This is a genomic window from Streptomyces sp. NPDC029296, from assembly GCF_055569255.1.
The window spans coordinates 13,823-40,633 of record NZ_JBVHXT010000020.1; the positions used below are offsets into that span (position 1 = coordinate 13,823).

Annotated in this window: 23 protein-coding genes, 2 pseudogenes and 1 riboswitch; of the genes and pseudogenes, 11 read left to right on the top strand and 14 right to left on the bottom strand. The window is 75.3% G+C overall.

The genetic code is table 11. From position 1 onward, the window contains the following. Positions 1–12: 12 nt before the first annotated feature. The 3 genes from ACZ4W9_RS18910 to ACZ4W9_RS18920 form a co-directional block, all read right to left on the bottom strand. Positions 13–1,242 (bottom strand): glycosyltransferase, encoded by a 1,230-nt coding sequence (locus ACZ4W9_RS18910; RefSeq protein ID WP_467937284.1) that lies wholly within the window; start codon positions 1,240–1,242, stop codon positions 13–15. A 398-nt stretch (positions 1,243–1,640) separates the two neighbouring features. Next, the gene (locus ACZ4W9_RS18915) at positions 1,641–2,498 is read right to left on the bottom strand and encodes a bifunctional 5,10-methylenetetrahydrofolate dehydrogenase/5,10-methenyltetrahydrofolate cyclohydrolase (protein ID WP_467937061.1); all 858 of its coding nucleotides are present in this window, start codon (positions 2,496–2,498) and stop codon (positions 1,641–1,643) included. A 25-nt stretch (positions 2,499–2,523) separates the two neighbouring features. Next, a riboswitch (ZMP/ZTP riboswitch) is annotated at positions 2,524–2,604 on the bottom strand. A gap of 63 nt (positions 2,605–2,667) precedes the next feature. Then, positions 2,668–3,033, bottom strand: coding sequence for a nuclear transport factor 2 family protein (locus ACZ4W9_RS18920; RefSeq protein WP_467937063.1), 366 nt, complete (start codon positions 3,031–3,033; stop codon positions 2,668–2,670). Positions 3,034–3,205: 172 nt separating this feature from the next. On the opposite strand from ACZ4W9_RS18920, the gene ACZ4W9_RS18925 reads away from it, so the two are divergent. The 7 genes from ACZ4W9_RS18925 to ACZ4W9_RS18955 all read left to right on the top strand — a co-directional run bounded on the left by ACZ4W9_RS18925 (position 3,206) and on the right by ACZ4W9_RS18955 (position 9,704). Further along, entirely contained in the window at positions 3,206–3,424 is a 219-nt protein-coding gene (locus ACZ4W9_RS18925; protein ID WP_467937065.1) for a hypothetical protein, read from the top strand. Positions 3,425–3,635: 211 nt separating this feature from the next. Next, complete coding sequence (locus ACZ4W9_RS18930) at positions 3,636–4,724, top strand: S-(hydroxymethyl)mycothiol dehydrogenase (RefSeq protein ID WP_467937067.1); 1,089 nt, start codon at positions 3,636–3,638, stop codon at positions 4,722–4,724. Next, positions 4,724–5,353 (top strand): MBL fold metallo-hydrolase, encoded by a 630-nt coding sequence (locus ACZ4W9_RS18935; protein ID WP_467937069.1) that lies wholly within the window; start codon positions 4,724–4,726, stop codon positions 5,351–5,353. Before ACZ4W9_RS18930 ends, ACZ4W9_RS18935 begins: the two co-directional genes overlap by 1 nt. Before the next feature lie 93 nt (positions 5,354–5,446). Beyond that, entirely contained in the window at positions 5,447–6,361 is a 915-nt protein-coding gene (locus ACZ4W9_RS18940) for an SDR family oxidoreductase (protein ID WP_467937071.1), read from the top strand. Positions 6,362–6,461: 100 nt separating this feature from the next. Further along, entirely contained in the window at positions 6,462–7,250 is a 789-nt protein-coding gene (locus ACZ4W9_RS18945; protein WP_467937073.1) for an SDR family NAD(P)-dependent oxidoreductase, read from the top strand. A 223-nt stretch (positions 7,251–7,473) separates the two neighbouring features. Next, entirely contained in the window at positions 7,474–8,862 is a 1,389-nt protein-coding gene (locus tag ACZ4W9_RS18950; RefSeq protein WP_467937075.1) for an aminotransferase-like domain-containing protein, read from the top strand. Between the two features lie 146 nt (positions 8,863–9,008). Beyond that, positions 9,009–9,704 (top strand): L,D-transpeptidase family protein, encoded by a 696-nt coding sequence (locus tag ACZ4W9_RS18955; RefSeq protein ID WP_467937077.1) that lies wholly within the window; start codon positions 9,009–9,011, stop codon positions 9,702–9,704. Positions 9,705–9,721: 17 nt separating this feature from the next. On the opposite strand, the gene ACZ4W9_RS18960 is transcribed toward ACZ4W9_RS18955, so the two are convergent. After that, entirely contained in the window at positions 9,722–10,873 is a 1,152-nt protein-coding gene (locus tag ACZ4W9_RS18960) for a Gfo/Idh/MocA family protein (protein ID WP_467937079.1), read from the bottom strand. Between the two features lie 186 nt (positions 10,874–11,059). On the opposite strand from ACZ4W9_RS18960, the gene ACZ4W9_RS18965 reads away from it, so the two are divergent. Then, positions 11,060–11,245 (top strand): hypothetical protein, encoded by a 186-nt coding sequence (locus tag ACZ4W9_RS18965; protein ID WP_467937081.1) that lies wholly within the window; start codon positions 11,060–11,062, stop codon positions 11,243–11,245. Between the two features lie 84 nt (positions 11,246–11,329). Here ACZ4W9_RS18965 and ACZ4W9_RS18970 read toward each other — a convergent pair whose 3' ends face one another. Next, on the bottom strand, positions 11,330–11,497 hold the full coding sequence (locus ACZ4W9_RS18970) for a hypothetical protein (protein ID WP_467937083.1): 168 nt from the start codon (positions 11,495–11,497) through the stop codon (positions 11,330–11,332). A 170-nt stretch (positions 11,498–11,667) separates the two neighbouring features. Continuing rightward, positions 11,668–11,751: pseudogene (locus tag ACZ4W9_RS18975) on the bottom strand (hypothetical protein); the annotation flags it as partial. A 210-nt stretch (positions 11,752–11,961) separates the two neighbouring features. On the opposite strand from ACZ4W9_RS18975, the gene ACZ4W9_RS18980 reads away from it, so the two are divergent. Beyond that, positions 11,962–12,348: a PPOX class F420-dependent oxidoreductase gene (locus ACZ4W9_RS18980; RefSeq protein WP_467937085.1), complete on the top strand. Its 387-nt coding sequence runs from the start codon at positions 11,962–11,964 to the stop codon at positions 12,346–12,348. A gap of 22 nt (positions 12,349–12,370) precedes the next feature. On the opposite strand, the gene ACZ4W9_RS18985 is transcribed toward ACZ4W9_RS18980, so the two are convergent. The 3 genes from ACZ4W9_RS18985 to ACZ4W9_RS18995 form a co-directional block, all read right to left on the bottom strand. After that, a complete protein-coding gene (locus ACZ4W9_RS18985; protein WP_467937287.1) occupies positions 12,371–15,145 on the bottom strand; it encodes a hypothetical protein in 2,775 nt (924 codons plus the stop codon). 296 nt (positions 15,146–15,441) lie between these two features. Then, positions 15,442–15,852: a Zn-ribbon domain-containing OB-fold protein gene (locus ACZ4W9_RS18990; protein ID WP_467937087.1), complete on the bottom strand. Its 411-nt coding sequence runs from the start codon at positions 15,850–15,852 to the stop codon at positions 15,442–15,444. Positions 15,853–16,035: 183 nt separating this feature from the next. Beyond that, the gene (locus ACZ4W9_RS18995; RefSeq protein WP_467937089.1) at positions 16,036–16,776 is read right to left on the bottom strand and encodes a TetR family transcriptional regulator; all 741 of its coding nucleotides are present in this window, start codon (positions 16,774–16,776) and stop codon (positions 16,036–16,038) included. Between the two features lie 202 nt (positions 16,777–16,978). On the opposite strand from ACZ4W9_RS18995, the pseudogene ACZ4W9_RS19000 reads away from it, so the two are divergent. After that, positions 16,979–17,170: pseudogene (locus ACZ4W9_RS19000) on the top strand (hypothetical protein); the annotation flags it as partial. Here the strand turns inward: ACZ4W9_RS19000 and ACZ4W9_RS19005 are convergent. Further along, entirely contained in the window at positions 17,167–19,593 is a 2,427-nt protein-coding gene (locus ACZ4W9_RS19005; protein WP_467937091.1) for a polysaccharide lyase 8 family protein, read from the bottom strand. The pseudogene ACZ4W9_RS19000 and the gene ACZ4W9_RS19005 sit on opposite strands and share 4 nt — an antisense overlap. A 173-nt stretch (positions 19,594–19,766) precedes the next feature. On the opposite strand from ACZ4W9_RS19005, the gene ACZ4W9_RS19010 reads away from it, so the two are divergent. Further along, entirely contained in the window at positions 19,767–20,318 is a 552-nt protein-coding gene (locus ACZ4W9_RS19010) for a flavin reductase family protein (RefSeq protein ID WP_467937093.1), read from the top strand. Between the two features lie 69 nt (positions 20,319–20,387). Here the strand turns inward: ACZ4W9_RS19010 and ACZ4W9_RS19015 are convergent, their stop codons facing one another. The 4 genes from ACZ4W9_RS19015 to ACZ4W9_RS19030 all read right to left on the bottom strand — a co-directional run bounded on the left by ACZ4W9_RS19015 (position 20,388) and on the right by ACZ4W9_RS19030 (position 26,748). Further along, positions 20,388–22,802 carry a GAF domain-containing SpoIIE family protein phosphatase gene (locus tag ACZ4W9_RS19015; RefSeq protein WP_467937095.1) on the bottom strand — a complete coding sequence of 805 codons (2,415 nt, stop codon included), beginning with the start codon at positions 22,800–22,802 and terminating at the stop codon, positions 20,388–20,390. Between the two features lie 100 nt (positions 22,803–22,902). Next, complete coding sequence (locus ACZ4W9_RS19020) at positions 22,903–23,283, bottom strand: hypothetical protein (protein ID WP_467937098.1); 381 nt, start codon at positions 23,281–23,283, stop codon at positions 22,903–22,905. A gap of 362 nt (positions 23,284–23,645) precedes the next feature. Then, the gene (locus ACZ4W9_RS19025; RefSeq protein ID WP_467937100.1) at positions 23,646–24,563 is read right to left on the bottom strand and encodes a MurR/RpiR family transcriptional regulator; all 918 of its coding nucleotides are present in this window, start codon (positions 24,561–24,563) and stop codon (positions 23,646–23,648) included. Positions 24,564–24,843: 280 nt separating this feature from the next. Continuing rightward, positions 24,844–26,748 carry a phosphatase PAP2 family protein gene (locus ACZ4W9_RS19030; RefSeq protein WP_467937102.1) on the bottom strand — a complete coding sequence of 635 codons (1,905 nt, stop codon included), beginning with the start codon at positions 26,746–26,748 and terminating at the stop codon, positions 24,844–24,846. Positions 26,749–26,811: the final 63 nt, after the last annotated feature.

Sequence of the window (26,811 nt, forward strand, 5' to 3'; positions counted from 1 at the left end):
CCGGGGCCCGGTTCAGCCGCCGAGCCGGTCCAGGGCGGCCAGCACCGGGGCCGTGCCGTCCTCGTCCCGGATCCGGGCGCCCAGGGACTCGGCGCGGCGCCGGAACCCCGGGTCCCGGGTGGCCCGGGCCAGCGCCGAGGCCAGCGCGTCCACGCTCAGCCGGCGCAGCGGTACGACGGCCGGGGCGGCCCCCAGCGCCACCAGCCGGGCGGACCAGAACCCCGCGTCGAACTGCACCGGCACCGGAACCGCCGGCACCCCGGCGCGCAGCCCCGCCGCCGTGGTGCCCGCGCCCGCGTGATGGACCACGGCGGCCATCCTCGGGAACAGCAGCGAGTGCGGCACCTCGCCGACGGTCAGCATGTCGTCTCCGGTGGCCGCCAGCCCGCCCCAGCCGCGCTGGATCACCCCGCGCAGCCCGGCCCGCCGCAGCGCCGCCACCACCCGCCCACTCAGCCGCCCGGCGTCCGGCACGGTGGCGCTGCCCAGCCCGACGAACACCGGCGGCGGCCCGGCCTCGATGAACTTCCGCACCTCCTCGGGGAGTTCCCGGTCGGTGTCGTACGGCCACCAGTAGCCGCCCACCTCCAGGCCGGCCCGCCAGTCGGCGGGCCGGGGCACCACCACCGGGCTGAAGCCGTGGTGCACCGGCCAGTGCCGTCGCTCCCGGCACCGTCGCGCGGCACCGGTGCCCAGCGGCGGCAGGCCGAGCCGCGTGCGCAGGGCCGGCACGGTACCGGAGAAGACATGCTCCACGGCCAGACCCACCCCCTGTCCGGCGAGCCGGTTCACCGTCCCGCCCCAGGCGCCCCCGCCGAGCACCGGCGGGGCGAACTCCCGTGTGGCCGCGAGGGGTTGCAGATACACGCCCAGGCTGGGCAGCCGCAGCCCCTCGGCGAGCGTGTGCCCGAGCGGTGCCACCGAGGCGGACAGCAGCAGCACCTCGCTGTCCCGCGCCGCGTCGAGCAGGTCCTCGGTCATCCGTCCCACCAGACGCCGGGCCAGCTCCACCACCCGCAGCAACTTTCCGGGCCCGCCGGCGCTGCGGTGCAGGCCCCGGCCGCGCGGTGACTCCAGTTCCGCCCGCGGATCCACCGGCAGCGCGTGGAACCGCACCCCCGACCCCGCCACCAGCGGCTCGAAGCGGCCGTGGGTGACCAGCGTGACCTCGTGCCCGGCCAGCGCCAGCCGGTGCCCGAGCCCGGTGTAGGGGGCCGCGTCGCCCCGGGACCCCGCCGTCATGATCGCAACGCGCACGACGGCCAGTATGACCGCTCCCGCCGCTCCGGCACCCGTGCGCCCGCGTGATTGTCCGGTACGCGTTCCCGCACCGGCTTCGGGGCGACCGTCCGTCCGCGTCGGCGGGCGGCCGACGACGCCGTCCGCGTCACGGCCGCCGGCGGGGCGCGGGCCGGAACGTGACAGGCCACCGGACGCGGGCCCGGCGACCGGCACCCGGCCCCGGGCGGCCCGGGACCGGCTGCGGGGACGGCGGCGAGGGAACTCGGCGGGCGCCGCTGCCCGACGCGCGCCCCGGTACCGCCCCCGGCCCGGGGACCCTCGGTGCCCCGGCCGTCCGCCGGCCCCGGCTCCTCACCCGGGCCGTCACCGAGTACGGCGCCGGACGCGTGCCGCCGCCCCTACGCCCCGAGCTGCCGGGCGGCGGCCGTCACCGTCTGCTCCAGGAGCGTGGCGATCGTCATCGGGCCGACGCCGCCCGGCACCGGCGTGATCAGCGAGGCCCGCTCCACGGCCGAGTCGAAGTCGACGTCGCCCACGTTCCCCGGGTTGTAGCCCGCGTCGATCACGACCGCGCCCGGCTTGACGTCCTGCCCGCGGATCAGCCGCGGCCGGCCCACCGCGGCCACGACGATGTCGGCCTCGCGGACCGCCGCCGACAGGTCCCGGGTGCGCGAGTGGCAGTACGTCACGGTCGCGTCCCGCGCCAGCAGCAGCATGCCCACCGGCTTGCCGAGGATCGCGCTGCGGCCCACCACCACGGCCCGCTTCCCGGCCGGGTCGACGCCGTACTCGTCCAGCAGCCGCACGATGCCGCCCGGCGTGCAGGAGACGAAGCCCGGCAGCCCGAAGCTCATCGTGGCGAACGAGGCGAACGTGACACCGTCCACGTCCTTCTCCGGCGCGATCGCCTCGAACGCGGCCCGCTCGTCGACGTGGTCGCCCACCGGATGCTGGAGCAGGATGCCGTGCACGTCCGGGTCGGCCGACAACTCCCGGAGCGTGCCGACGAGTCCGTCCGTCGTGGTGGTGGCCGGCAGCGCGATGTGCCGGGAGGTGATGCCGGCCTCGCGGCAGCGGTTCTGCTTCATGCGGACGTAGGTCACGGACGCCGGGTCCTCGCCGACCAGCACGGTCGCGAGACACGGCGCGGTGCCGGTGCGCGCGGTGAGGCCGGCGGCCCGGTGCGCGGTCTCCCGCACGATGCGGCGGGCGAGCGCGGTGCCGTCCATCAGACGGGCGGCCTGGGTCTGGGTCATGCTGCACACTCCTGGGCTGGTCGACTCTTCTCGCCCAGGCGCGCGGCTGCCTCCACGGGCCGCTCCCCGGTGGTACTCCACCTCAGCGCCAGTCACGGCCCGCGTACAGCGTAACCGAGCGTGTGTACGCCCCTTGGACCACCCTTCCTCCGGTGCCGGGCCCGGTCGTCTAGTCGTCCCAGGCCTGGACGACGAGCTGGTCGGCGATCCTGCCGTCCCGCAGCGTGAGCATCGACTCGGCCAGGACCCGGGTGCCGTCCGCGTACTCGCAGGACTCGGTGTAGGCGGCGTGGTCACCCTGGATGACGCACCGCTCCAGCCGGTGCGTCATGTCGCGGTGGTAGACGTCGTCCAGCAGCTCGGCGATCTGCGTCCGGCCGCGCAGCACCGTGGGACGACTGGGCTGGTGGTCGCGGTCCACGATGCGGATCCGCGCGTCGTCCGCGTAGAGCGACAGAAGCGTGTTGCCGGTGTCGCCCTCGATGCCCCGGCGCAGTGTCTCGGTGTCGAAGGCGGAGCCTGTCGTGCCGGCCATGGTGACCTCCTTCGGGCGCCCGCGGCCCGGCATCGAGCGGGCCGCACGGGTCCCCCTCACGAGACTCCTCCGTCCCGGCGGCCCCGGCAAGCGCGGCCGGTACGCTCCACCTCACGGGTGAGCCGGCCCCGCGGCCCGTGTCCGGCCCGGGCCCCGGGCCGTTGCCGAGGGCATGATCTCCACACGACGTATCGCCGCCGTCGTCGGTCTGGCCGCCGGCCGCGCCGCGGCCCAGGCGGACGCGGCGAACACCGGCGTGCCCGTCATCGGAAAGCTCGGCGCCCTGTCCGCGCTGGACTCGCTCACGGCCGGTGGCATCCCGGCCCCGCACCGGGACCGGGTGGCGAAGGTCAGCGACCAGGTGCAGGAGCTGAAGCACCTGCGCGACTGAACCAGCTGCACCAGCTGGAGCAGGTCATCGCTCCCGCGGCGCCCGTGCTCGGGCCGGTGAACGCCGTCCCCGTCCGCCTCCGCCGACCTCCCGGCCCGCGTCGCGGCCGACGGCGGCCGGCGGGATCCGCGATCATGTGCGTGATCCGTCCCGCTACCGTTCGGTCGCGTCGTAGGGTCGTCGGCGAAGGCATTCGATGAAGGGACAGGCCATGGCGCAGGAAGTACGCGGCGTGATCGCACCGGGCAAGGACGAGCCCGTGCGGATCGAGACGATCGTGGTGCCGGACCCGGGGCCCGGTGAGGCCGTCGTACGCGTCCAGGCCTGCGGTGTCTGCCACACCGATCTGCACTACAAGCAGGGCGGCATCTCCGACGACTTCCCCTTCCTGCTCGGCCACGAGGCCGCCGGCGTCGTGGAGTCGGTCGGCGAGGGCGTCACCGACGTCGCCCCCGGGGACTTCGTCATCCTCAACTGGCGCGCGGTGTGCGGGCAGTGCCGGGCCTGCCTGCGCGGCCGGCCCTGGTACTGCTTCGACACCCACAACGCCCGGCAGAAGATGACCCTCGCCGCGACCGGCCAGGAACTGTCGCCGGCGCTCGGCATCGGCGCCTTCGCCGAGAAGACCCTCGTCGCGGCCGGCCAGTGCACCAAGGTCGACCCGGCCGTCTCCCCGGCGGTCGCGGGCCTGCTCGGCTGCGGGGTGATGGCCGGCATCGGCGCCGCCATCAACACCGGGAACGTCGGCCGCGGCGACTCGGTCGCCGTGATCGGCTGCGGCGGTGTCGGCGGCGCGGCCGTCACCGGGGCGAACCTGGCCGGCGCGGGCCGGATCATCGCCGTCGACATCGACGACCGCAAACTGGAGACGGCGCGCTCCCTGGGCGCCACCCACACCGTCAACTCCAAGGAGACCGACCCCGTCGAGGCGGTCCGCGAGCTGACCGGGGGCTTCGGCGCCGACGTCGTCATCGAGGCCGTCGGCCGGCCCGAGACCTACCGGCAGGCGTTCTACGCCCGCGACCTGGCCGGCACCGTCGTCCTCGTCGGCGTCCCCACCCCGGACATGAAGCTCGAACTGCCCCTGCTGGACGTCTTCGGCCGCGGCGGCGCCCTGAAGTCGAGCTGGTACGGCGACTGCCTGCCCAGCCGCGACTTCCCCATGCTGATCGACCTCCACCTGCAAGGCCGCCTGCCGCTCGACGCGTTCGTCACCGAGACCATCGAACTCGACCAGGTGGAGCAGGCGTTCGAGCGGATGCACCACGGCGACGTGCTGCGCTCGGTGGTGGTGCTGTGATGACCGCGCGTATCGAACGCCTCGTCACCAGCGGCCAGTTCACCCTGGACGGCGGCACCTGGGACGTGGAGAACAACGTGTGGCTCGTCGGTGACGACCGGGAGGTGATCGTCATCGACGCCGCCCACAACGCCGAGGCCATCGCCCACGCCGTCGGCGACCGGCGCCTGACCGCCATCGTGTGCACCCACGCCCACAACGACCACGTCAACGCGGCCCCGGCGCTCGCCGAGCTGACCGGCGCCACGATCTGGCTGCACCCCGACGACCTGCCGCTGTGGAAGCAGACCCACCCGCACCGCGAACCCGACCGGCACCTGCTCGACGGCCAGGTCATCGAGGCCGCCGGCGCCGACCTCACCGTCCTGCACACCCCCGGACACGCCCCGGGCGCCGTCTGCCTGTACGACCCCGGACTCGGCATCGTGTTCACCGGCGACACCCTCTTCCAGGGCGGCCCGGGCGCCACCGGACGCTCCTTCTCGCACTTCCCGACCATCATCGACTCCATCCGCGACCGCCTCCTCGCCCTGCCGCCCGGGACCGAGGTCCTCACCGGGCACGGCGACTCCACCACCATCGGCGCGGAGGCCCCCCACCTCCAGGAGTGGATCGAGCGCGGGCACTGACCGCGGGCCCGTCCCCGAACACCGACAGAGGGTGTCCGGTTTTCCCGTGAGGGTGGGTGACGCAACCGCAGTCACGGCACACGGGAGACAGACATGACAGGACCGCTGGACGGCAAGGTGGCGCTGGTCGCCGGGGCGACCCGGGGCGCGGGCCGGGGCATCGCCGTGGAACTCGGCGCGGCCGGCGCCACCGTGTACGTCACCGGCCGCAGCACCCGCGCCCGCCGCTCCGAGTACGACCGCCCCGAGACCATCGAGGACACCGCCGACCTCGTCACCGAGGCCGGCGGCCGGGGCATCGCCGTACCGGCCGACCACCTCGACCGGTCCGCCGTACGGCACCTGGTGGACCGGATCGCGGACGAACGGGGCCGCCTCGACGTCCTCGTCAACGACATCTGGGGCGGGGAGAAGCTGTTCGCGTGGGACACCCCCGTCTGGGAGCACGACCTCGACAACGGGCTGCGGCTGCTCCGCCTCGCGGTCGAGACCCACGCCGTCACGAGCCACTACGCGCTGCCGCTGCTGCTGCGCCGGCCCGGCGGCCTGGTCGTGGAGATCACCGACGGCAACGCCGAGTACAACCGCGACACCTATCGCGTGAACTTCTTCTACGACCTCGCCAAGGCGTCCGTGCTGCGCATGGCCTTCGCCCTCGGCCACGAACTCGGGCCGCGCGGCGCGACGGCGGTGGCGCTGACGCCCGGCTGGATGCGCTCGGAGATCATGCTCGACGCGTTCGGCGTGCGCGAGGAGAACTGGCGCGACGCGCTGGCACGCGAACCCCACTTCGCCATCTCCGAGACCCCGCGCTTCACCGGCCGGGCCGTCGCCGCGCTGGCCGCCGACCCGGACGTGGCCCGGTTCAACGGGCAGTCCCTCTCCAGCGGCGGCCTGGCGAAGGTGTACGGCTTCACCGATCTCGACGGCAGCCGCCCGGACGCCTGGCGCTACCTGACCGAGGTGCAGGACCCGGGCGAACCGGCGAACGTCACCGGCTACCGGTGACACCCGGCTGCGTCATCGGCCACCCCCGGCACCCCGCCGTCACCACGAAACCCGGGGCCGCACCCATGAATCCGCGCCCGCGGGGACGTACCGTCGGCCCATGAGCAATCCAACGCGCTTCGCAGGGCACGGAGTTCTCGTCACCGGGGCCGCCCGGGGGATCGGCGCCGCCGTCGCCCGGCGGCTCGCGGAGGAGGGCGGGCGGGTCCTGGTGACCGACCGGGACCCGGCCGAGGCCGAACGGACCGCGGCCGTCCTGCGTCAAGCGGGCCTGACCACCGAGGCGTTCGGCTGCGACGTGGCCGACCGCGCCGCGGTGGAGGCGGCCGTGTCCCGCGCCGTCGCCGCCTTCGGCTCCCTCGACGTGCTCGTCAACTGCGCCGCCCACTGCAGCCCGGACGTCCCGCTGTACGAGGAGGACCCCGACGAGGCCTGGGCGCGTGACCTGGACGTCACCCTCACCGGCACCCACCGCTGCTGCCGGGCCGCCCTGCCGCACCTCGCCGCCTCCGGACGCGGCGCGATCGTGAACATCGGCTCCGTCAACGGCCTGCAGGACTTCGGCAACCACGCCTACAGCGCCGCCAAGGCCGGCCTCGGCTCGCTCACCCGGACCCTCGCCGGGCACGCGGCGCCCCGGGGCGTCCGGGTCAACCTCGTGGCACCGGGCACGGTCCGCACCTCGGCATGGGAGGGACGCGAGGACGCCCTCGACGCCGTCCGCGCCGTGTACCCGCTGGGCCGGGTCGGCGAACCGGAGGACATCGCCGCCGCCGTCGCCTTCCTCGCCTCGCGCGACGCCGCCTGGATCACCGGGACCACGCTGGTGGTCGACGGCGGCCTCACCGCCGTCCACACCGGCTTCCGCACGGCCGTCCGAGGCACCTGACGGTACGTCAGGTGCAAGCCGTCCGCACCCGCCGCACCCGCTCGGCGGCACGCCGGTCACCGAAGTCGGCACGCGGCCCGGGCGTCCGGCCGCACCGCACGCGACGACCTCCGTATGCGGTGCGGCCCGGGCCCCTGGACCGCTCCGCTCCGCCGGGGGCCTTCACCGCGATCTCCCGTTGCCTGGTCCACTTCACCGCGAGTGGACCGGTAAAACTGGACCCGTGGACACTGGATTCGTCGCCGCGCTCGGCGACTGGCGCGACCGGCCCGGCCCCCTCGCCCGGACCCTGGCCGCCGCGGTGAGGGACGCCGTGATCGACGGCCGGCTCCCGGTCGGCACCCGGCTGCCGGCGGAACGCGAACTGGCCCGCGCCCTGCGGCTGAGCCGGGGCACGGTGGTCGCCGCGCTCGGCCTGCTGCGCGCCGACGGCTGGCTGCGCACCCGGCACGGCAGCGGCAGCGCCGTACGCCTGCCCGCCCTCCTCACCGAACGCACCGCGCCCTGGTCCCTCGACCGGGGCGGTGCCCCCGGCGCCGATCTCGACCTCACCCTCGCCCTGACCGCGGCGCCCCACGACGCCTACCGCGCCGCCCTCGCCCGCGCCGCCGACCTGACCGCGCCCCTGCTCGTGGACTCCGGCGCCGCCACCGCCGGCCTGCCCCGGCTGCGCGCCCTGCTGGCCGACCGCTACACCCGCGCCGGACTCCCCACCCGCCCCGAGCAGATCCTGGTCACCACCGGTGCCCAGGCCGCCCTCACCCTGCTCCTGGACCATCTGCACACCGACCGCGCCGCGCCCGTGCTGGTGGAGAACCCCGCCTCCCCCGGCGCCCTCGCCGTGCTGCGCGCCCGCCGCGCCCGGCTGCTGCCCGTCCCCGTCTCCACCGCGGACGGCTGGGACGTCGCCCGCCTCACCGCCGCCGTGCGCCGCCACCGCCCCCGACTCGCGTACCTGGTCCCCGACTTCCACAACCCGACCGGCGCCCACATGGACCCCGCCGTCCGCCGGACCGTCGCCGCGCTCGCCGGCCGACACGGCCTGACCGTGCTCGCCGACGAGACCCTGCGCGAGATGGACCTCAGAACTCCGCCCGGCGCCGAGCCGCACCTCGCCGGGGCGCGGGTGATCCAGATCGGCTCCGCGAGCAAGACCCTGTGGAGCGGCCTCAGGGTCGGCTGGATCCGGGCCACCGCGGACCTCGTGCGGCACCTGCTGCCGCGTCCGCTCCAGGCCCGGCTCGCCCCGCCGCCCCTGGAACAGCTCATCGCCGCCGAACTCCTCGGCGCACCGCTCCCGGCGTTGCTCGCCGACCGCCGGGCCAGGCTGCGCGCCCAGCGCGACCACCTCGCCGGGCTGCTCGCCGGCACCGGCTGGACGTACACCGTCCCGGCGGGCGGACTGAGCCTGTGGCTGTGCCTGGGCGGCGCCGGACCGCGCGCCGCCGACCTCGCGGCGAGGGCGGCCGCACGCGGCCTGGCCCTCGGCCCGGGCCCCCGTTTCGCCACCGACCGCGCCACGCTGGACCGCCACCTCCGGCTGCCGTTCACGGCCACACCGGAGACCCTGACCCGGGCGGTGGAGCTGCTCCGGGCGTGCGATACGGTCTGAACTTCACCGTTTCGTCACAACCTGACCGGAACCACAACCATGCCCTCCCCGGCCGGGTCTAGTAGTCCGACACCGCGGGAATCGCGCTGGGGAGAGCCCGGGAGGACCGGGCGAACCACCAGGGAACCGGAAGGAGAGAGGCCGCCATGGGGGGCATACGCAAACGAGGCGTCATAGCGCTGGGCGTGACGGGACTGGTGACGCCGCTCGCGCTCGCCTTCACCGCGGCACCGGCGCAGGCCGCGAGCTGCACCACGAGCGCCGGGCCGCACCAGAAGCAGGTGGAGAAGTTCCTGGGCCGGCCGGTCGACGGCAGGCAGTCCGCCGCCGACTGCACGGCGATCCGGACATTCCAGAACAAGCACGGCATCACTCCCAACATCGGCTACGCCGGTTCGGTCACCTGGGGCGTGATGGACCTGATGAACAAGCAGAAGGCCGTCGGGAAGAAGCCGAACAAGGACGGCAAGTGCCCGGTGAACAAGGGCCGGATCGCCTGTGTGAACCTCACGCTCCAGCTCAGCTGGATCCAGGACGGCAAGAAGCTGGTCTACGGCCCCGTGCCGGTGCGCACCGGCCGTGACCACTACGAGACGCGCACCGGCCTGAAGAAGATCTACTGGCGGGACATCGACCACGTCTCGAACCTCTACGACGTGCCGATGCCCTACAGCCAGTTCTTCGACGGCGGCCAGGCCTTCCACTCGGTGGGCCTGAGCATGTGGAACCCGCCGGGCTCGCACGGCTGCGTCAACATGACGAAGACGGACGCCAAGAAGTACTGGTCGCTGCTGAGGAACGGCGACGACGTCTTCGTCTACGGCCGCAAGCCGGGCACCTGAGCCCCGGTCCGATCCCGTCAGGACACGGGGGCGTCCCCGAAGTCCGGGATGTCCAGCCGCGCCCCGCCCTGCCGTGCCGACTCGTGCGCGACGATGCCCGGCAGGGTGTAGCGGGCGGCCACCCACGCGTTCACCGGGGGCAGGGTGCGCCGGGTCACGGCGGTGACGAAGTCGTCCACGAGGAAGTGGTGGCTGCCCTCGTGCCCGTTGGCCAGGCGGTCGAACTCACGGGGCAGCCGGGACCGGTCGTGCACCGGCGCCGAGCCCGAGGCCGCGGGGCCGGGCTTCGGCTCGAGCAGTTCGGTGATGTCCTCGACGCCGTCGCGGTCCTGCCACAGGGCCACCGTGGCGAGCTGTTCCATGCTGGCTTCCGTCCCGAAGAACCGGAACCGGGACTCGCGCAGGTGCGCGGGGTAGCCGACCCGCCGGAACTCGTTGGTGCGGAACGATCCGCCGCCCGCCACCTCGAACAGCGCGGTGGTGTGGGACATGTCGTCGTCGAACATGCCGGCCGAGCGGTCGAAGAGGCCGTCGTCGCGGTCGTCGCGGACGCCGATCGCCGACACGCTCACCGCGTGCGTCCGCCAGGCCCCGAGCACCCCGCCCACCGAGTGCGTCGGGTACAGCGGCGGCGGATGGCCGGCGGTCGCCCGCCGGTTCTCGCCGCCGCCGTGGCGGTAGGCGTCGTAGAAGCCCAGGTCCGTGTCGTGGACGTAGTCGCCCTCGGCGTAGAACAGCCGGCCGAAGGCGCCCTCGGCGATCCGGGCGCGGGCGTGCACGGTCGCCGGGTGGTAGTGGCTGGTCTCGCCCATCATGTACGTCAGCCCGGTGGCGCGGACCGTGGCGACGATCGCGGCGACCTCCTCGGCGGTGACCGCCATGGGGACGGCCGAGTACACGTGCTTGCCCGCGTTCAGTCCCTGCATGACCAGGGGGCCGTGGGTCCAGTGCCGGGTGAAGATCGCGACGGCGTCGACGAGCGGTGACTCCAGCATCGCCGTGTACGACGGGAACGTACCCGCGAGGCCCCGCGCGGTGACGAGGCGCTCGGCGCGCTCGGGCAGGGCGTCCGTGACATGGACGTCCCGTACCCCGGGATGGGCGTCGAAGAGCGCGGCGAACTGGCCGGAGAACTGTCCTGCGCCGACGATGCCGAGGGAGAAAGTCATATGGATCACTTTCGCGACGGGGGAATTTACGCGTCAAGAGCTCACCCGGTCACCCCTCGGACCGCGCGGGGCCGCCGTCCCGAACGCATTCCCGCTGGGGCTTGACACGGTGACGTGATGAGCAACACGGTCCGAAATGTCCGTATGGCGCGTACTTACTCACAACGCCTTCACCTCGGTCGGCATATGCTTCACAGCATGTCCACCACTGTTGCAACCGCCTCCGAGCGATCGGCCGCGGAGGTCAACGAGGAGATCCGGGCGCTGTGGCGCCGGTCGGGCGGGACACTGACCACCGAGCAGCGTGCGCAGTACCAGCGCCTCGTGATGGAGTGGGCCGCCGCGGCCCCGCGAGCGCGCCGGGCCGCCTGACCGACCCCGCGCGGCACCGTGCCGTACCGCCGAGGGCACCCGTGACGACACGGGTGCCCTTTTCGTCGTCGCCCCGCCGCCCGGTCAGCCCCAGCTCGCCGAGTAGTCCCGCCGGTACGCCCCGCGGTCCTGCTCGGCCCGCAGATACCGGGTCGCCGCCAGCGCGACCAGACCGCCCGCGATGACCAGCGGCCCCGGCCCGGCGTTCCGGGCGTCCAGCAGGCGGTCCGCGAGGGTACGACGGCCCGCCACCGGCGCGGCCGGGGCGCGGGAGCCGTCGCACCGCCCGCGGGGGGCTCGGAACCCGCCTGGGCGCCGCCCGCGCCCGCCGCCGGTGTGACCAGCCGGACCCCCGGCGCCGACAGCGCCTTGGTCACCGGCTGGAAGAACGTCGTCCCGCCCGTCGCGCAGTCGCCGTTGCCGCCCGGGGTGGCACCGAGCGCGACGCCGCCGGCGAACAGCGGGCCGCCGCTGTCGCCCGGTTCGGCGCACGATCGCGTCGGCATCGCGCGGGTTCTCGTCCGGACGGCCGGTACGGCCCTCGGGCGCACGGGTCGGCAGGGCCCGCGCGGGCGCGAGGGCCGGCGGGGCGTTGTCCACGGAGACGAGCCGGACTCCGGCGCGATCCGCTGCGCCACCTCGCGGGAGGCGATCTGGACGTCCCGCTCGATCTTCGCCGTCTGGACCCCGGACCCGGCGGGCGGGAGACTGCGGGCATGGACCCCACACGACTCGCCCGGCTCGGCGCCGGCCCCTATCTGCTGCTGACCACCTACCGCCGGAACGGCACCCCCGTCGCCACCCCGGTGTGGGTGGTCCGTGACGGAGACGCCCTCGGTGTGTGGACCGCCGCCGGCAGCGGGAAGGTCAAGCGGATCCGGCACCGCCCGGACGTCCTCGTCGGCCCCTGCGACCGGCGCGGCAACCCCACCGGCGACCAACTGCCCGCCACCGCCCGGATCGCCGACGCGGGCACCACCGCCCGCTACCGGTGCCTGATCGCCGGCAAGTACGGCGTCCTCGGCCGCCTCACCCTGCTCGGCAGCCGGCTGCGGCGCGGCCTGGACGGCACGGTCGGCATCCGGGTGACCCCCGGCCCGTGAGGGCCACCCGGGCGGCGGCGTCCTACGACGCGTCGAGCACCGTTCCCGTCGCCTCCAGACCGCCGGCCCGCGGCGTGCCGGTGTGCGGGTCGAGCTGCCGGAACCGCACCGACTCGGCGGACTCCCGGTCCCCGTCCGGGGCCGTGGGCACGGTGAGGTCCACGCTGGTGCGGCCCGCCGGGATGTCCGCCCACAGCGAGAGCCCGGCCACCTTCGACAGCGGCCGCTCGGGGTCGGGCTTCTCCCCGGTCTCCTCCCGCAGCCAGCGCGCCGGGACGTCCTTGGTGGACAGTTGCGGGACGGTGGCCGGCGCGACCCCGAACCAGACGCTCATGTCCACGTCCACCGGCTCCGACAGCGACACCCGCCACTTCAGCGGCTGCCCCTCGGTCACCTTCGCGGCGACGGGGGTGAGGGTCGTCGTGGGCGCCGGGTCGTCGTCGCGCACGGTGAGCCCGCCCCGGTAGGAGCCGACGACCGCACCGCGCACCGCCTTGACCAGCACGTCGTGGGACACATCGGTGCCGTACCGGGTGTTGCCCCGCACCTCGACCGGCACATCGGCTTCATGGCCGCCCGGACGCACCGTCACCAGCCGGTCCGTGGCCCGCCCGGTGGCCGGGTCGACGACGTACACCCGGACCTGGCCACTGCCGCCCGGGCCCGTCACCCGCACCGGGACCCGGTAGGTGCGCGTGCCCGCGTCCCCCTCGTCCACGGTCGTCCGGCCGACGTCCACGCGCGGCAGCGCCTGCGTGCGCACCGCGGGCGTCCCGGGCCGCCAGCCCCACGCGTCCATCAGCCAGGCCCGCCCGGACGCCGAACGCGATGTCAGCTCCAGGGACTTGACCGAACCCAGCTTCAGTCCGGCACGGCCGGCCGCCGACAGCGGCACCCGCACCTCGCGCGCCCAGTAGGAGGCGGTTCGCCCGCTGCCGGGCAGCCCGTCCAGCGTGACCCGGCCGAGTGTCGCCTTCTTGCCGGAGGCGTCGGTCAGGGTCACGTCCAGCCGGGTGTCCCGCGTGTTCGGCGGTACGAACACCCGCAGCGCCAGCGCCGTCGAACCCGACAGCGACACCGGCTTCCCCGGCGTCACCCGGGCCGGGGTGCCGGCGCGGGTCCAGCGCAGCGCGACCGCCTGCCGGCCGCTCTCCCGGTCGGTCTCCCACAGGGCGAAGTGCGGCGAGGCCCCCTTGGTGCCCGCGGCCAGGCAGCCGCGGGCCGGGCTCGGGTCCACCGCGGCGCACAGTGTGCCGCCGGTCACCGACACCCCGCCGTCCGGCAGGAACCCGCCGCGGCGGCCGGCGCCCACCGCATCGCTCAGCACCCGCGCCGGGTCCGCCGACGGCGCCCGCTTCCCGGAGCCGTCCAGCAGCGGCCGCACCCGGTCGTCGCCGGCGAGGAACAGCCGTGCGGCGGCGGCGATGTACGTGCTGCCGGCCCGGTGCTGCCGGTCGGCGGACAGCCGGGTCGCGGCCCCCTTGCCGCACACCGGGTCGGGGTGGCGCGGCTCGTCGAAGAAGTCGTCCTCGGCCGGTGCCGCGGCCTGGCCCGGCGTCCACTGCGTGTTGAAGAAGTTGTGGTTGGCGCCGATCATGTACACGGCACTGTGCAGCGCGGTGCCGTTGCCGACCGCGCGCGTGCCGTCGACGTACACCTCGCCCTGGAGGTCGGAGACATCGCCGTCGCAGCCCGGCAGGAGGGTCACCGACGGCACGTCCGGCACCGGGTTCTGGCCGAAGACGGTCGGACCGACGAGGACGGTGCCCCGGACGGTCCAGCGCACCGGCCCGTGATAGCCGTCCTGGGCGGCGGGCGGCGGCGTGAGGCTGTCCAGCACGGCCCGGTTGACGCCCTCGCCGCCCCGGGAGTGCCCGACCAGCAGCACCTTCGACAGATCGGCGCGGGGCGCCTCGCGGACCGCCTTCGGGGCGCTTCCGGGGTGCTCGGACCAGCCGGCCCAGCGGGCGAGGTGCTGCCGCACCAGCGAGGAGCGGGCCTGCGCGCCGCCGTCCTCGGCCGCGAAGTCCTGCCCGTTGATGCCGTTGGCGGCGATGGACACGGTCACATAGCCCTGGGAGGCGAGCAGTTCCTGGTCGCGCAGATAGCCGCGGTGGCTGGGTATCGGCTTGGTGCCGGCCGCGCAGGGCCAGTCCAGGCCGACCTCCTCGTGCCCCTGGTAGCAGGTGGCGTGCCGGCCGTGCAGGAACAGCGCGAGGGGCCGCTTGCCGGCGGCGCCGACCGGTGCGACGACCACCGCGCGCATCTCCACCGGCGCCGGGAGGCCCGGCAGCCGCACCGAGTCCAGCGCGTACTCGCCGGTCCGGGTGCGGTAACCGCCGGGCTTGCCCGGGTCCACGGCGTTCGCCGGGAGCGGGGCGGGCGGCCGCGCCTTCGGCGCGGCACCGCGCGCTTCCGGCGCGCCGCCGCGCGCCGCCGGTGCGTCCAGTCGCCGCCCGCCGGACCAGACCTCCGGCCCGCCCCGCGGGACGTCCCGCAGCCGCGTCAACCCCCGCTCGTCGAGAGGCAGTCGGAAGGTGCGGCCGTCCGCCTCCGGCCGGGGCACGCCCAACAAACGCCCCCCGGAACGGAATTCGACCCGGGCGTCACCCATCGGCACCGGGCGCCGAGACCGCCACTCCAGTCGCGGCGCCGACTCACCCCCGGCCAGCCGCCACCCCGGCGGCAGCGGCGCCGCGTCACGCGCGGCCGACGCCCCCCGGGAGTCCACCGGTTGGGGGCGGGCGACCGCCGCTCCCGGGGAGACCCCGGCCACCGCGAGCAACGCGGCGGCCATCACCCCTATGTGCCGGGCACGGACCACTGTTCCTCCTCGAAACACCGATCTCGGACGTCCCGGTGGTCCCGGGGCGTCCCTCGCCCCGGAGGAGGGAAGGCGAAGGCTGTGGGTTGCCTGTGCGCGGCCGGTGATGGATCACATCGCGGACCCGCGCCCGGGTGGTGGCCGACGGCAGCGCCGGGCGGCCGGCACCGGAGGAGGGGAAGGGCCGTCGGCCCCACCGGGCGCGGGCGCGGGCGGAATACGGGACGCCGGCCCGTCGCCGTGGAGCCGCTAGGGGACCCGTACGGCGGTCAGGTCCAGGCCCGGTACTCGTCCGTCAGCTGGAAGACCGGTTCCCCGCGCACCGGGTCCTTCGCGGTGGACAGCCGGACCCGGTCGCCGCTGTGGATGCCGACCGGCGGGCCCATGACCCGGCCGCGCACGACGAACCCCTCGGTCATCTCCACCAGCGACACATTGCGCGCCGCCGGGGTGTTGCGGTGCACCACGGTGGAGTGGCGGACCGTGCCGACCCCCTCGCTGCGCTCCGTGCGCAGTTCGCTGCCCTGGCACACCGGACACAGCAGCCGGTGGTACATCGCGGTGCCGCACCAGGTGCAGCGCTGGAAGAGGAGGGCGTCCCGGGAGTCGGCGGCGGGGTCGAGAACACCCGTCGCGGAACCGGCCGCCGACTGCGAGGTGCTTGCTGAGTGGTGGAACACGCTGGTCAACTCCCTGCGCTCGGCCGGAATCCCGCGCACCCGGGGGCGGACAGGGCACGCGTGCGCACGGTTGCCGTGCCGCCGTGCACGCCGACAGGGTATGGCACTGAGTGTCACTCGTAAAGGCACTCCGTATCACGGAATTGCCCCGGCCGTGCCCCGGAACCCCGCCGGAGGGCCGGGTCAGGGACGGTCGAGGACCGTCTCCAACTGCTGCACCACCCGCCACAGCGGGGCGTCCCGGCGGGACACCAGCACCACCACGTCCCCGTCCGGCCCCGCGTCCGCGCCGGGCCCGGCCGGACCGCTCCACACGGCCGGGGGGTCGGTCGGCCGCGCGTACGTCATCTGCACATAGGCCAGCGCGTGGTCCACCGCCGCGCCCGCGTCGCCGACGCCGTCCGACCGCAGCCAGGAGCGCAGGGCGTTGTTGTGCGCCGCGACGACGGCGGCCGCGATCACGTCGGCGCGCAGTGTCCCGTCGGGCCGCGCCGCGAACCGCCCGCGCAGGTACTCGGCGAGCGCCCGCTCGTAGCGCCACACCACCGACAGTTCGTAGGCGCGCAGGCCCGGCACCCGGCGGGTGAGGCGGTAGCGCTGCACGGAGAAGGCCGGGTTCTCGGCGTACATCCGCAGCACCAGCCGGGCCGCGTCGCACACCCGTCGCACCGGCTCGTGCTCCGGGCCGCTCGCCGCGAGGAAGGCGGTCATCTCGGCCAGGCAGCCCTCGTGGTCGGGGAAGACCACGTCCTCCTTGGAGGGGAAGTAGCGGAAGAACGAACGCCTGCCCACCCCGGCCAGGGCCACGATGTCGTCCACGGTGGTCTGTTCGTACCCGCGTTCCAGGAAGAGCCGGAAGGCCGCCGCCACCAGGGCGTCCCGGATCGGCGGCTTCGCGGCCGGCACCGCGCTGCTGGAGCTCATGGACGGGAACGTAGCACCCGGACGCGTCTTCTGGCACTCAGTGCAGTGCGAGGGACGGATGAGGGTACTGAGTGTCGCGCCGTCACCCGTCCAGGAGTCACCGACCTGGCGTACCAGGCCCGCGGGCGCCGCTACCGCGACGAGGACATCCTCCTGGCCTCCCGGCTGCGCGCCCACTTCGGCCTGGCCCTGTGCCCTCCGCGACTGGAACGCCCTCGGCTGCGGCATCCAGCGCGTCGACGCCTGCCGCGCGCCGGACGGCGGCCTGCCGCTGGTCGAACCGGAGGACCTGAACCCCTGCCTGTCCCTGGACGCGCTGCCGGAACGCGCCCGGGACCGCTTCGTCGCCGCGTTCACGGCGTCCCTGAGCCGCTTCGCGCGCGAAGCGGCCTAGCCCAGCGCGACCGTGACCGGCTGCCCGGCGCCCGCCGTGCCGGACAGGTCCCCGAACGTCAGCGTCAGCTCGGCCCCGGTGGCCGAGGAGACGAGGGCGGCCGGCGCGGACAGCACCGCGGTGACCGCCCGCCGCCAGGTCACCGTCAGGCTCGTGCGCACGCGCATCGGGTCGCTCACCACGAGCACCGCCGTACCGTCGCCCTTCTCGCCGATCACCACACAGCACGGATCGCTCGCGGTGAGCGCCCCGGCCGTTCCGCCGAACCAGAAGTTCACCCCGGTGAACCCGGCCGAGGGCACCGAGACGCCCTGCTGCCGGTGGGTGTTGGCGAGCACGCCCAGCCATCCGGCGTCCGCCGCCCGCGCCCGCGTGGCCTGCGCCGTCGCGCCCGGCAGCAGTACATAGGCGTACGAGGCGTCCGCCGGGTCGGTGCCGTGGTCGACGTACAGGGTGAGATAGGTGCGGGTCAGGACCGTCGTCGAGCCGCCCTTGTCGATCAGGCTCCAACTGCCGTCGCGGGCCTCGCGCAGCGCCCGCACACACGTCCTACCCGGGAACACGTACCCGCCGTGCCCGCCGAGGTGCGCCCACCCCGCCCCGGTGAGCGTCCGCGACCACGGAACGGCGGTGGACTGCGCCGTGCCGTCCACCGTGAACGGGGCGTCGCCCGCGGCACCGAGGCGCCGGTTGTCCACCGTCGTCTCCACGGCGGTGCCGTCGGCGCAGGTGATGCCCGCGCCCAGGCACACCACGGCATCGTCCAGGAAGAACCACGACTTCTTGGCGCGCAGCGAGGACTGAAGACCCTTCAGATACTGGCCGACCGCGGCCCGCTGCCCGTCCGTCGCCCCGCCCACCCGGCACACGTCCGGCTTCGCCGCGCCCCAGTCGCCGCCCGCCCCGTCCGCCAGCGCCTTGCGGGAGACGGTCGTACCCGGCAGCCGGTACGGGTCGACGGTGGGCCAGAACGCGTCGCCGTACTGGTCGTTGGCGAACGTGTCGCCCCACCAGTAGAGCATTCCGGAACCGGTGTGCCAGCCGCGCAGGTTCTCGCCGTCGCCCGTCTCGTAGTGGCTGATCCCGCGGTCGGCCATGCTCAGCGAGGCCGCCCAGCCGGGCCGCCGGTGGGTGGCCCGGGCCATGCACGGGAACAGCCGGTGCCCGGTCGGCTCGGGCACCGCCGGTACCGACGCGTCGTCCTGGACGTCCTTCAGCCGGGCCAGCTGCGGCACGCCCAGCGTGGGGTCGGCGAGCGGCGGACTGGTGCGGTCGCGGCACGTCCAGCCCTTCACCAGGCCCCGCCAGCGCGCGTTCTCGGCCGCGCTCGCGCCCCGTCCCAGCAGCACGACCGAGGCCAGGAGCGCGTGCCCGCGGGTGTGGTCGTCCTGCTGGAGGCGGGCGCCCGCCGCACGCCCCCGGCTGATCGCCCGGCCCACGACACCGTCCATCACCAGCCCGTTGTACAAGAACGGTGCCCAGGCCCGCTCCACCGCGTCGAACAGGTTGCGCCGGTCCGGGTCCGTCACCTCCCAGGCGGAGCCCGCCAGCAGCGCGAACAGCAGACCGAGCCCGCCGAGCAGCACCGCGCCGTAGGAGCCGGTGTACGGCACCGACCCGTGCTGGACGAAGGAGCCGTCGGCGTAGAGGCCGTCGCCGGAGGTGACGTACCGGAAGACGGGGGAGAGGGCGTCCCGGGCCAGCGCCACCTTGCCGGGGCTCCCCCCGACCACCCCGCGCAGCGCCAGCACCCGGCACAGGTCCACCCGGTTGGCGCCGGTGCTGGTCCCGGTGTAGCTCGCCACGGCCGAGTCGGGCACGAAGTGGTCCACGGCGCTGAGGAAGCCGGCCAGCCGTGCGGCGGGCAGCGCGTCGTACAGCAGCACGCACAGGTCCAGCAACGCCTGCGGGACGCCGATCCGCCAGGCGTACCAGTTGCCGTACGGGGCCCGGCCCGCGTGGTAGACGTCGTCGTGGAGATGGCCGAGCCCGGTCAGCAGCGCGTCGCGCAGGAACGGGTCGCCGGTCAGGCCGGTGCCCGGCTGGCAGTAGGCCTGCGCGAGCGTGCCCAGCCGCGCGTAACTGGTGTTCAGGTGGGAGGACAACTCGTCCGCCGCGGGGTCCGTGTCCGGCTCCCGGCCGGCGTACACCAGGTCGGGCCAGAGGGCGCCGGGTGCCGGGGCCATGGCGGCGAGGTACCGGCCGGCCGTGCCGCCCAGGTGGGCGAGCCGGGACCGGAAGGGTTCGGCGGCCGGGTCGAAGCCCTCGCCGAGGACCAGGGCGCGCCACCGCGCCCGCAGCGGCGCGAACTCGTCCGCCGGGGTGAGCGCCCGGGTGGTGCCGAGGCCCAGGGTGACGGCGGTGCCGCAGCCGGCGGCGACGAACGCCCGGCGTGTCCAAGGGCGTGACCAGGGAGACGTCATGAGGGGCCTTTTAGCACGAAGGCGATCGGCCCCGGGAACGACACGCGTCGCCCACTGGAGTCCCGCACCGGGTTCGGCGACGATTCAGGAACGGCAGGCGGGGCACACCGGAGCGGGAGCGTCAGCCCACCGGGCGGCGCGGAGCCGGACGGAAGCGGACGGGAGCGGAGCGCATGGCGGACGAGAGCGGCACGGGGCACGCGGACGGCACGGCGGACGGCGGCGGCCGGGCGGCGGGCGCGGAGGAGCTGGACGGTTTCTTCGACCGGCTGGACCCCGACATGTGCGTGGTGACCGCCGTGGCGGACGGGGAGCGGGCCGGCTGCCTGGTCGGTTTCGCCTCGCAGTGCTCCATCCGGCCGCCCCGGTTCGTCGTGTGGCTGTCCAAGGCCAACCGCACCTACCGGGTCGCCCGGGCCGCGCAGCACCTCGCCGTGCATCTGCTCACCCGTGACCGGCGGGACCTCGCGGAACTCTTCGGCGGCCGGACGGGCGACGACGACGTCGACAAGTTCGCGGGGCTCGACTGGCGGGAGGGGCCCGCCGGCGCCGCCGTCCTGGAGGGCGCGGCGGCCTGGTTCGTCGGCACCGTCGTGCACCGCGTCGACGGCGGCGACCACGTCGGCCACGTACTCGACCCGGTGGGATGGGGTGAGGGCCGGCCGGGGCCGCTGCTGCGGCTCTCCGACGCCACCGGCATCGAGGCGGGCCACCCGGCGGACTGAGCGGGCCGTGCCCGTCCCCGGTGCCGGCCGGGACCGCCGGGCACCGGCACCCGCGCCGCCGGACGCGCCCTACCCGTCCGTCTCCCGTGGGCTCGCCACCGCGTCCTGGATCTCCTCCTGCGGCATCCGGATGTCCAGCACGCACACGTCGTCCCGCCGTTCGTCCGGGAGCATCGCGGCGAGCAGCGCGTCCAGCGAGCCGGACTCGCCGCAGCCGTGCGCCCGCACCGCCTCCGCCAGCCGTGCGAAGCCCGCGTCGAGGCCCTCGCCGGGGCGCTCCACCAGGCCGTCGGTGTACAGCAGCAGCCGGTCCCCGGGCTCCAGCCCGAGTTCCCGCGACTCGTAGACGGGGGCGCCCGTCGCGCCGAGCAGTATGCCGCCGGGACGGTCGAGGAAGCGCACCTCGCCCCGGCGCACCAGCACCGGCGGCAGATGCCCGGCCTGCGCCCAGGTCAGCAGGCGCCGGCCGGTGTCGTAGCGGGCCAGGACCATGGTGGCGGTGGTCTGGCCGTCACGGGAGTGCAGCAACAGCTGGTTGAGCCGCGCCAGTGCCCCGGTGAGCGAGGAACCGGTGCTCACCATTCCCTTCGCGGTGAACCTGAGCTGGGCCATGGTGGCGACGGCGTCGATGCCGTGCCCCGCCACGTCGCCGACCACGAACAGCGCGTCGTAATCGGGCAGTTCGATGGCGCTGAACCAGTCGCCGCCGACGTGGATGCCGGCCTGCGCGGGCAGGTAGGCGACCTCGACGCGCAGCCCGGCCAGCCGCACCGGCTTGCTGGGCAACGGCAGCAGGGCGTGCTGGAGCCGGGCCGCCAGGGCGCGTTCGGCCTGGAGGATGCCGCGCTGGAGCAGCATCGCGCGCTCGCTCTCCACCAGCGCGAGTTCCGCGCTGCGCTGCGCGGTCAGGTCCTGGACGAAGCCGTGCACCTCGACCGGGACGCCGTCGGGCGCCGTGACCGCCTCCGCGACCAGGCGCAGATGCCGCACGCCCACGGCCGTCTCGCTCCGGAACGGCACGTCGAGCGGGATCCCGCGCGAGACGAGGTCGCCGATCGCCCGGGCGAGCGGGCACGTGTCCTCGGGTACGGCGAGGTCGGGCAGCCGTTCCAGCGGCACCGGGGGCTGGTCGGGCCGCCGGCCGAGCACGGTGTAGGTCTGCGCGGCCCAGGAGATCTCCCCGGTGACCAGGTCCCAGTTGGCCCAGCCGAGGTTGCCCAGCCGCTGCACGTCGGCCAGTCGCTGCTCCTGCCGGTCCACCGGGTCGTACCGCAGCCAGGTCACCACCAGGCCCTCGCCCAGCGGGGCCGCCCGCACCGTGTAGGTGGTGGTCCCGGGGGCCGCTCCGGCCGTGTCCCGGTAGGCGAACGGCTCGCTCTCGTACGGCTCCCCGGTCTCCAGCGCCCGCAGACAGCCCCGCCACAGCGGCGCGCCCGCCACCGACGGGTAGCTCCGCAGGAGGTGCCTGCCGACCATGTCCGGGCCGGTCGCGCCGAACACGTCGGCCGCCTCCGGGGTGGCGGCGGTGATCCGGTAGTCCATGACCTCCCCGGAGGCGGCACGCAGCGGGGCCAGCAGCACCGCGGGGCCCGGCAGCGCGTCGAACACCGCCTGCACGGTCCGCGGGACGTCCCCGGCCGGGGCGGTGCGCGGGCCGTCGAAGGCGCGCAGCCGGCCCGCGCAGAGCCGGGCCACGGCCCGCAGCAGCTCCCGCTCGCGCGGCGCGAACCGCGCGTCGCGCCGGCGCAGCACTCCGAGGGCGACGCGCGCGGTGCCGCCCTCGGGCACGGGCAGCCAGGCCCGGGTCGGCCAGCGTTCCGGCGGGGACCCGATGAGCGGGTAGCGGGCGCGGTCCTCGGCGAGGTGCTCCAGCCAGCACGGGCGCCCGGACCGCAGCGTCTCCAGGGCGGGCAGGCCGGTCACCGGCGGGACGTGCCGCCACTGGGCGGCGAGGGCGGGCTCGACGCCGGCGTGCCCGACGAGGGCGAGCCCGTCCCCGGGCAGCCGCTCGAACAGCAGCACCGCGTCGGCGGCCACCTCGGGCGCCAGCCGTTCCAGCAGGCAGCCGGCCAGTTCCTGGGGCGAGCCGACGTGGGCCAGGGCGCGGCCGAGCGCGCCCAGCGGTTCCGTGAGATCCCCGCCGCCGGCGGGCCCGCTCTCCTCTTCGGCCCCGGCCGCGGGCGCCGGCGCCGGGTGGGCGGGCCGTTCCCCGGACGGCGGCAGCGCGCCGAGGGTGAGCCAGCATTGTTCGACGAGCGTGCGGTTGCCGTCCTTGGCCCGCCGGAGCAGTTCCTCGTGGGCGGCGTCCGGCGCACAGCCGGTGACGGCCATCAGAGCGCCCTTGGCCCGCTCCAGGATCGCCGAGGTCGCGGCCTGGTCCCGCAGCCGGTCCAGCTCGGCGCGCAGCCGGGCCACGACCTCGGCCGGCGCCGCCGGCCCGGAAGAGGTGCCGCGGTCCCCCGGAAGCAGAGGCTCGCTCGTCACGCGACGAGCATCGCACACGTCGGCCCGCTGGATCACTCGTCTGCCGGGTCCGGGTTCCCGCGACTTTCATATGAGCGGCCCGGTGGGGGCGGGCGCGGATTCAGCGGCCGGTGCCGCGGGCGGCCAGCGCCGCGCTGACCGCGCGGACGCTGCGCGCGATGTGCTGGAGCTGGAGTACCTCGGCCGCGTACAGCTTGATCGTGTGTTCGATCACCGATTCGGGCAGTCCGAGCACCGGCAGCTCGGTCCGCGCGGTCTGCAGGGCGGTCCGGGCGACCCGGATCTCCTGCTGCACCTGGATCTGCGCGTGCCGGGCGAGCAGGACGGGGTGCCGGATGAGCGCCGGATAGCTGGCGTAGCGCGCGGGGATCAGCTCGCGCAGCCACTTGGCCGCCGAACGCTCCCAGTCGTAGCTGCCCGGCGTCTTGACCTGACAGGGCCAGTCGGGGCTGATACGCGTGCTGGTCAGGGACATGATCATCGCTTCCGGTGGGCGGCGTCGGGAGGGTGGTCGACGGGGGCGGGGCGGCCCCGGCCCAGGGGGTGACCGGGGCCACCACGGGCGCGTCGCGCGGACGACGCGCCCCGGCACACCCCGGGCGCCGACGTGGGAGGGGAACGGCGGCTCGGCGTGCGCCTCTCTCGGGGCCGTGGGGGGCGTGCGTGCGGTGAGTTCGCGGAGCAGTATTTATATATGCCGATCGCTTTGCAAGACGTATGAAAACATTCACGCGCCTTATGCGGTGAATCATCCCCGTCCCACGGGCGGATGACCGCAAGATCTTCACGACTGTCCCGGCGCGGACGGAAGGAACGGCCGTGCCGCGCGGACCGGGCCGCCGTTCAGTCCCGGAGGAAGAACTGGTGCTGCTCCGACAGCTGCTCGTACTTCTCCAGCCGGGCCTGGGTGCGCTCCGGATCGGCGTCCGTCATGGCCTGGAGCAGCGCCGCCGCCAGCACCCCCGGGGCGGCGTAGGAGTCGAACACCAGGCGGGAACCGGTGCCGGTGGCGAAGGTGACGTCGGCCTCGTCGGCCAGCGGCCCCAGCGCCAGATCGGTCACCAGGGCGACCTTCAGACCGGCGTCGCGCGCCACCCGGACGGCCTGGAGGGTCTCCTGGGAATGCCGGGGCATGGCGAAGGCCAGCACCCAGCCGCCGCCCGCCTCCCGGGCCTGCAACAGCGCGTCGTAGGCCACGCTGCCGCCGCGGGTCACCAGCCGTACGTCCGGGTGGATCCGGCGGGCGGCGTAGCCGAAGTACTCGGCGAGCGACACCGAGATGCGCAGCCCGAGCACGGTCAGCGGGGTGGAGCGGGACAGCGCGCGGCCGACCCGGATGACCCGCTCGGGGTCGGCGAAGTCGCGCCGCAGGTTCTCCAGGTTCTCGATCTCGGCGTCCACGGCGGCCTGCAGTTCGTTGGCCCGGTCCTCCTCGCCGGGCCCGCCCGCGAGGCCGCTCAGCGCGATCGACTGGAGCCGTTCGCGCAGCGCCGGGTAGCCGCTGAAGCCGACGGCGGCGGCGAAGCGGGTGACGGACGGCTGGCTGACCCCGGCCCGGTCGGCCAGCTCGGTGATCGACAGGAAGGCGGCCTCGGTGAGGTGCTCGATCAGGTACTGGGCGATCCGCCGCTGCCCGGGGGACAGACGCGGCCCGTCGAAGAGGTCCCGCAGCCGGGAGGTCGGGGCGGCTTCGGCCTCGGGCGCGGTCCTGCCGGACGTGATCGCTGACGCCTGTGCGCGTGCCTGCTGCGGCGAGGGCACCGGTCGGCCTCCTTTGTCTGCCACGATCACTCAACATAGCTCACCGACCGCCGTGACCAGGGGGTTGAGACGGCCCCCCCGCCGCCGGTACCGGGTGGTCGGACGGCCCCCGCCGCCCGCCCGCCCTCGCGCGCGTGCGTACCGGGTGCCCCCGTTCGCGCCGCCGTCCCGCGCGTGCGCGCCGGCTGCCGTCATCCGTCCCCTCGACGGCACCGGCCGCGCGATGACGGGGGCCCGGACCACCGCCGGGCCGGGGCATCGCTCCCGCCCCCGCGCGACGTCACCGCCGCACGAGTCGTACCGACAGCCCCTCCGCCGTGTACACGGGCACGGCCCGCAGCCGGTCGGAGTCCACCTCGATCCGGGCGAACCGTCCGGACAGCCGGGGCGCGGCGAGGACCGGCAGCGTGCGGCCCGCCGCCGGGGGCCGTTCGGTGTCCAGCCGCAGCGCCAGCACCGCACGGCCGCCGAGCACGGCCCGCCGCCCGACGGTCACCGGTGCCGTGCGGCCGGCCCGCGCCGTGACCTCCAGCGTCCCGGCGTCCTGCGTCCAGGCGCCGCGCACCCGCAGCCGTCCGGGCACCCGCAGCGTGCCGCCCGTCACCCGCACGTCCCCATGGCCGAGCGCGTCCCCGGAACCGGCCGTGAGCGTGCCCTCGGCCAGCACCGTCCCGCCCGTGTACCGGTTGGGGCCGGTCAGCGTGAGCGCGCCCGTGCCCCGCTTGGTCAGCCCGCCCGGCCCGCCGATGGCGTTGCGCCAGCTGTCGGCCGCCGCGAAACCGCCGGCCGCCGCGTCCAGGGTGACGGTGACCCCGGTGTCGAAGGCGCCGTAGCCGTCCGCCGCCGCGAACAGGTCCAGCCGCCCCCACTGCTCGAACCCGTCGAGCAGCGCGTACCCCGAGGGCAGCGCCGTGGTGCGCAGCACCTCGCGGCGCTGGCCGGCGGTGAGGTACGGCAGCCGGGTCTCCAGCAGCACCTCCGCGCCCTTGGGCACGACCGGGGGCAGCGCGCGGCCCTCGCGGGGCAGGACGTACGTCAGCCGGTGGCGCACCGCGTGCCGGTTCGCGGCCCGGTCGGCGTACGGGTCGTCGTCCGGGTGCGCGTAGGCGTACAGGGTGTCGGCGGTGGTGCCGGTCCGCTCGGTGAAGTAGGCGAGTGCCTGGGCCCGCGCGGCGGCCTTCAGCCCGGCGTGGGCCGGGTCGGCGAGCGTCGCCGCGGCGAGCGCGGTGGCCATGATCCGGCCCCCGATGACGTCGACCGGGTGGTGCATACCCGCCACGATCCGGGTGTGGCTCAGCTCGAACGCCCGCGTCACCAGCTCCTGGAACCGCTCCGGCACCGCGTACGCGTACGCCAGCGCCGCCAGGTGGAAGGCGTTGGTGTGGCCGCTGGGGAAGCCGCCGTCGTCGGCGGGGGAGGTGCCGCGCTGGCGCAGCAGCTGCGGGGCCACGGTCACGGGGGAGTCGTACACCGGGAAGCCGAACTCGTCCGTCCGGCCGGTGTCCACGGCCTCGCTGTCCTCGGTCAGCCGCCACGGCCGCGGGTACTGGTAGGCGTACTTGGCGGGGTTGCCGGAGGCGTACGGGCCGCGCAGGGTGTCGACCAGTTCGGCCACCTTGCCGAGCGCCGAGTCGTGTGCGCCCGCCCCGAGGGCCGAGCCCGCCGGGGCGCCGGCCGGCACCGCGTCGCTCACCGTGGTCGCCGGGGTGCCGTCGGGCGCGCCGGTGATCGAGGTGACCGCCCGCGCGCCGGCCCGGTACGGGCCGGCCAGGGGGCCGAGGCCGGCGATCAGGGCGTAGCTCTGGTGCTGACGGTCGTGGACGAAGGCCTCCCTGGCCTGCGCCTCGGTGCGCGTGGCCGTGATCCGCGCGCAGTAGCGCAGGTCGGCGCGGAGGATGCCGGGGCGCAGCGGTGTGCCCGAGTCCCACGCGGCGCCGGTCTTCCACACCCCGGCGAAGCCGCCGAGGACGCGGACCACGGCGTTGGACCCGGGCGTCAGGTGGTCGGCGGTGTTGCTGCGGTAGTCGTCCACGAACGCGGCCGGCGCGGTCGCCGCCTTGGCGTCGGCGGACGGCAGCCAGGCGGCGGCCGGTGCGGCGAGCACCCCCGCCGACGCGGCCAGCGAGGCGGTGAGGAACCGGCGCCGGTTCGGTGCGGGGAAGCGGGGCCCGGCGGGTGACGGCATGCGTGTGCCTCTCGGGAGGGTCGCCGGGAACGGCCGTGCCGGTGTGCGCGGTTGTGCGATCCC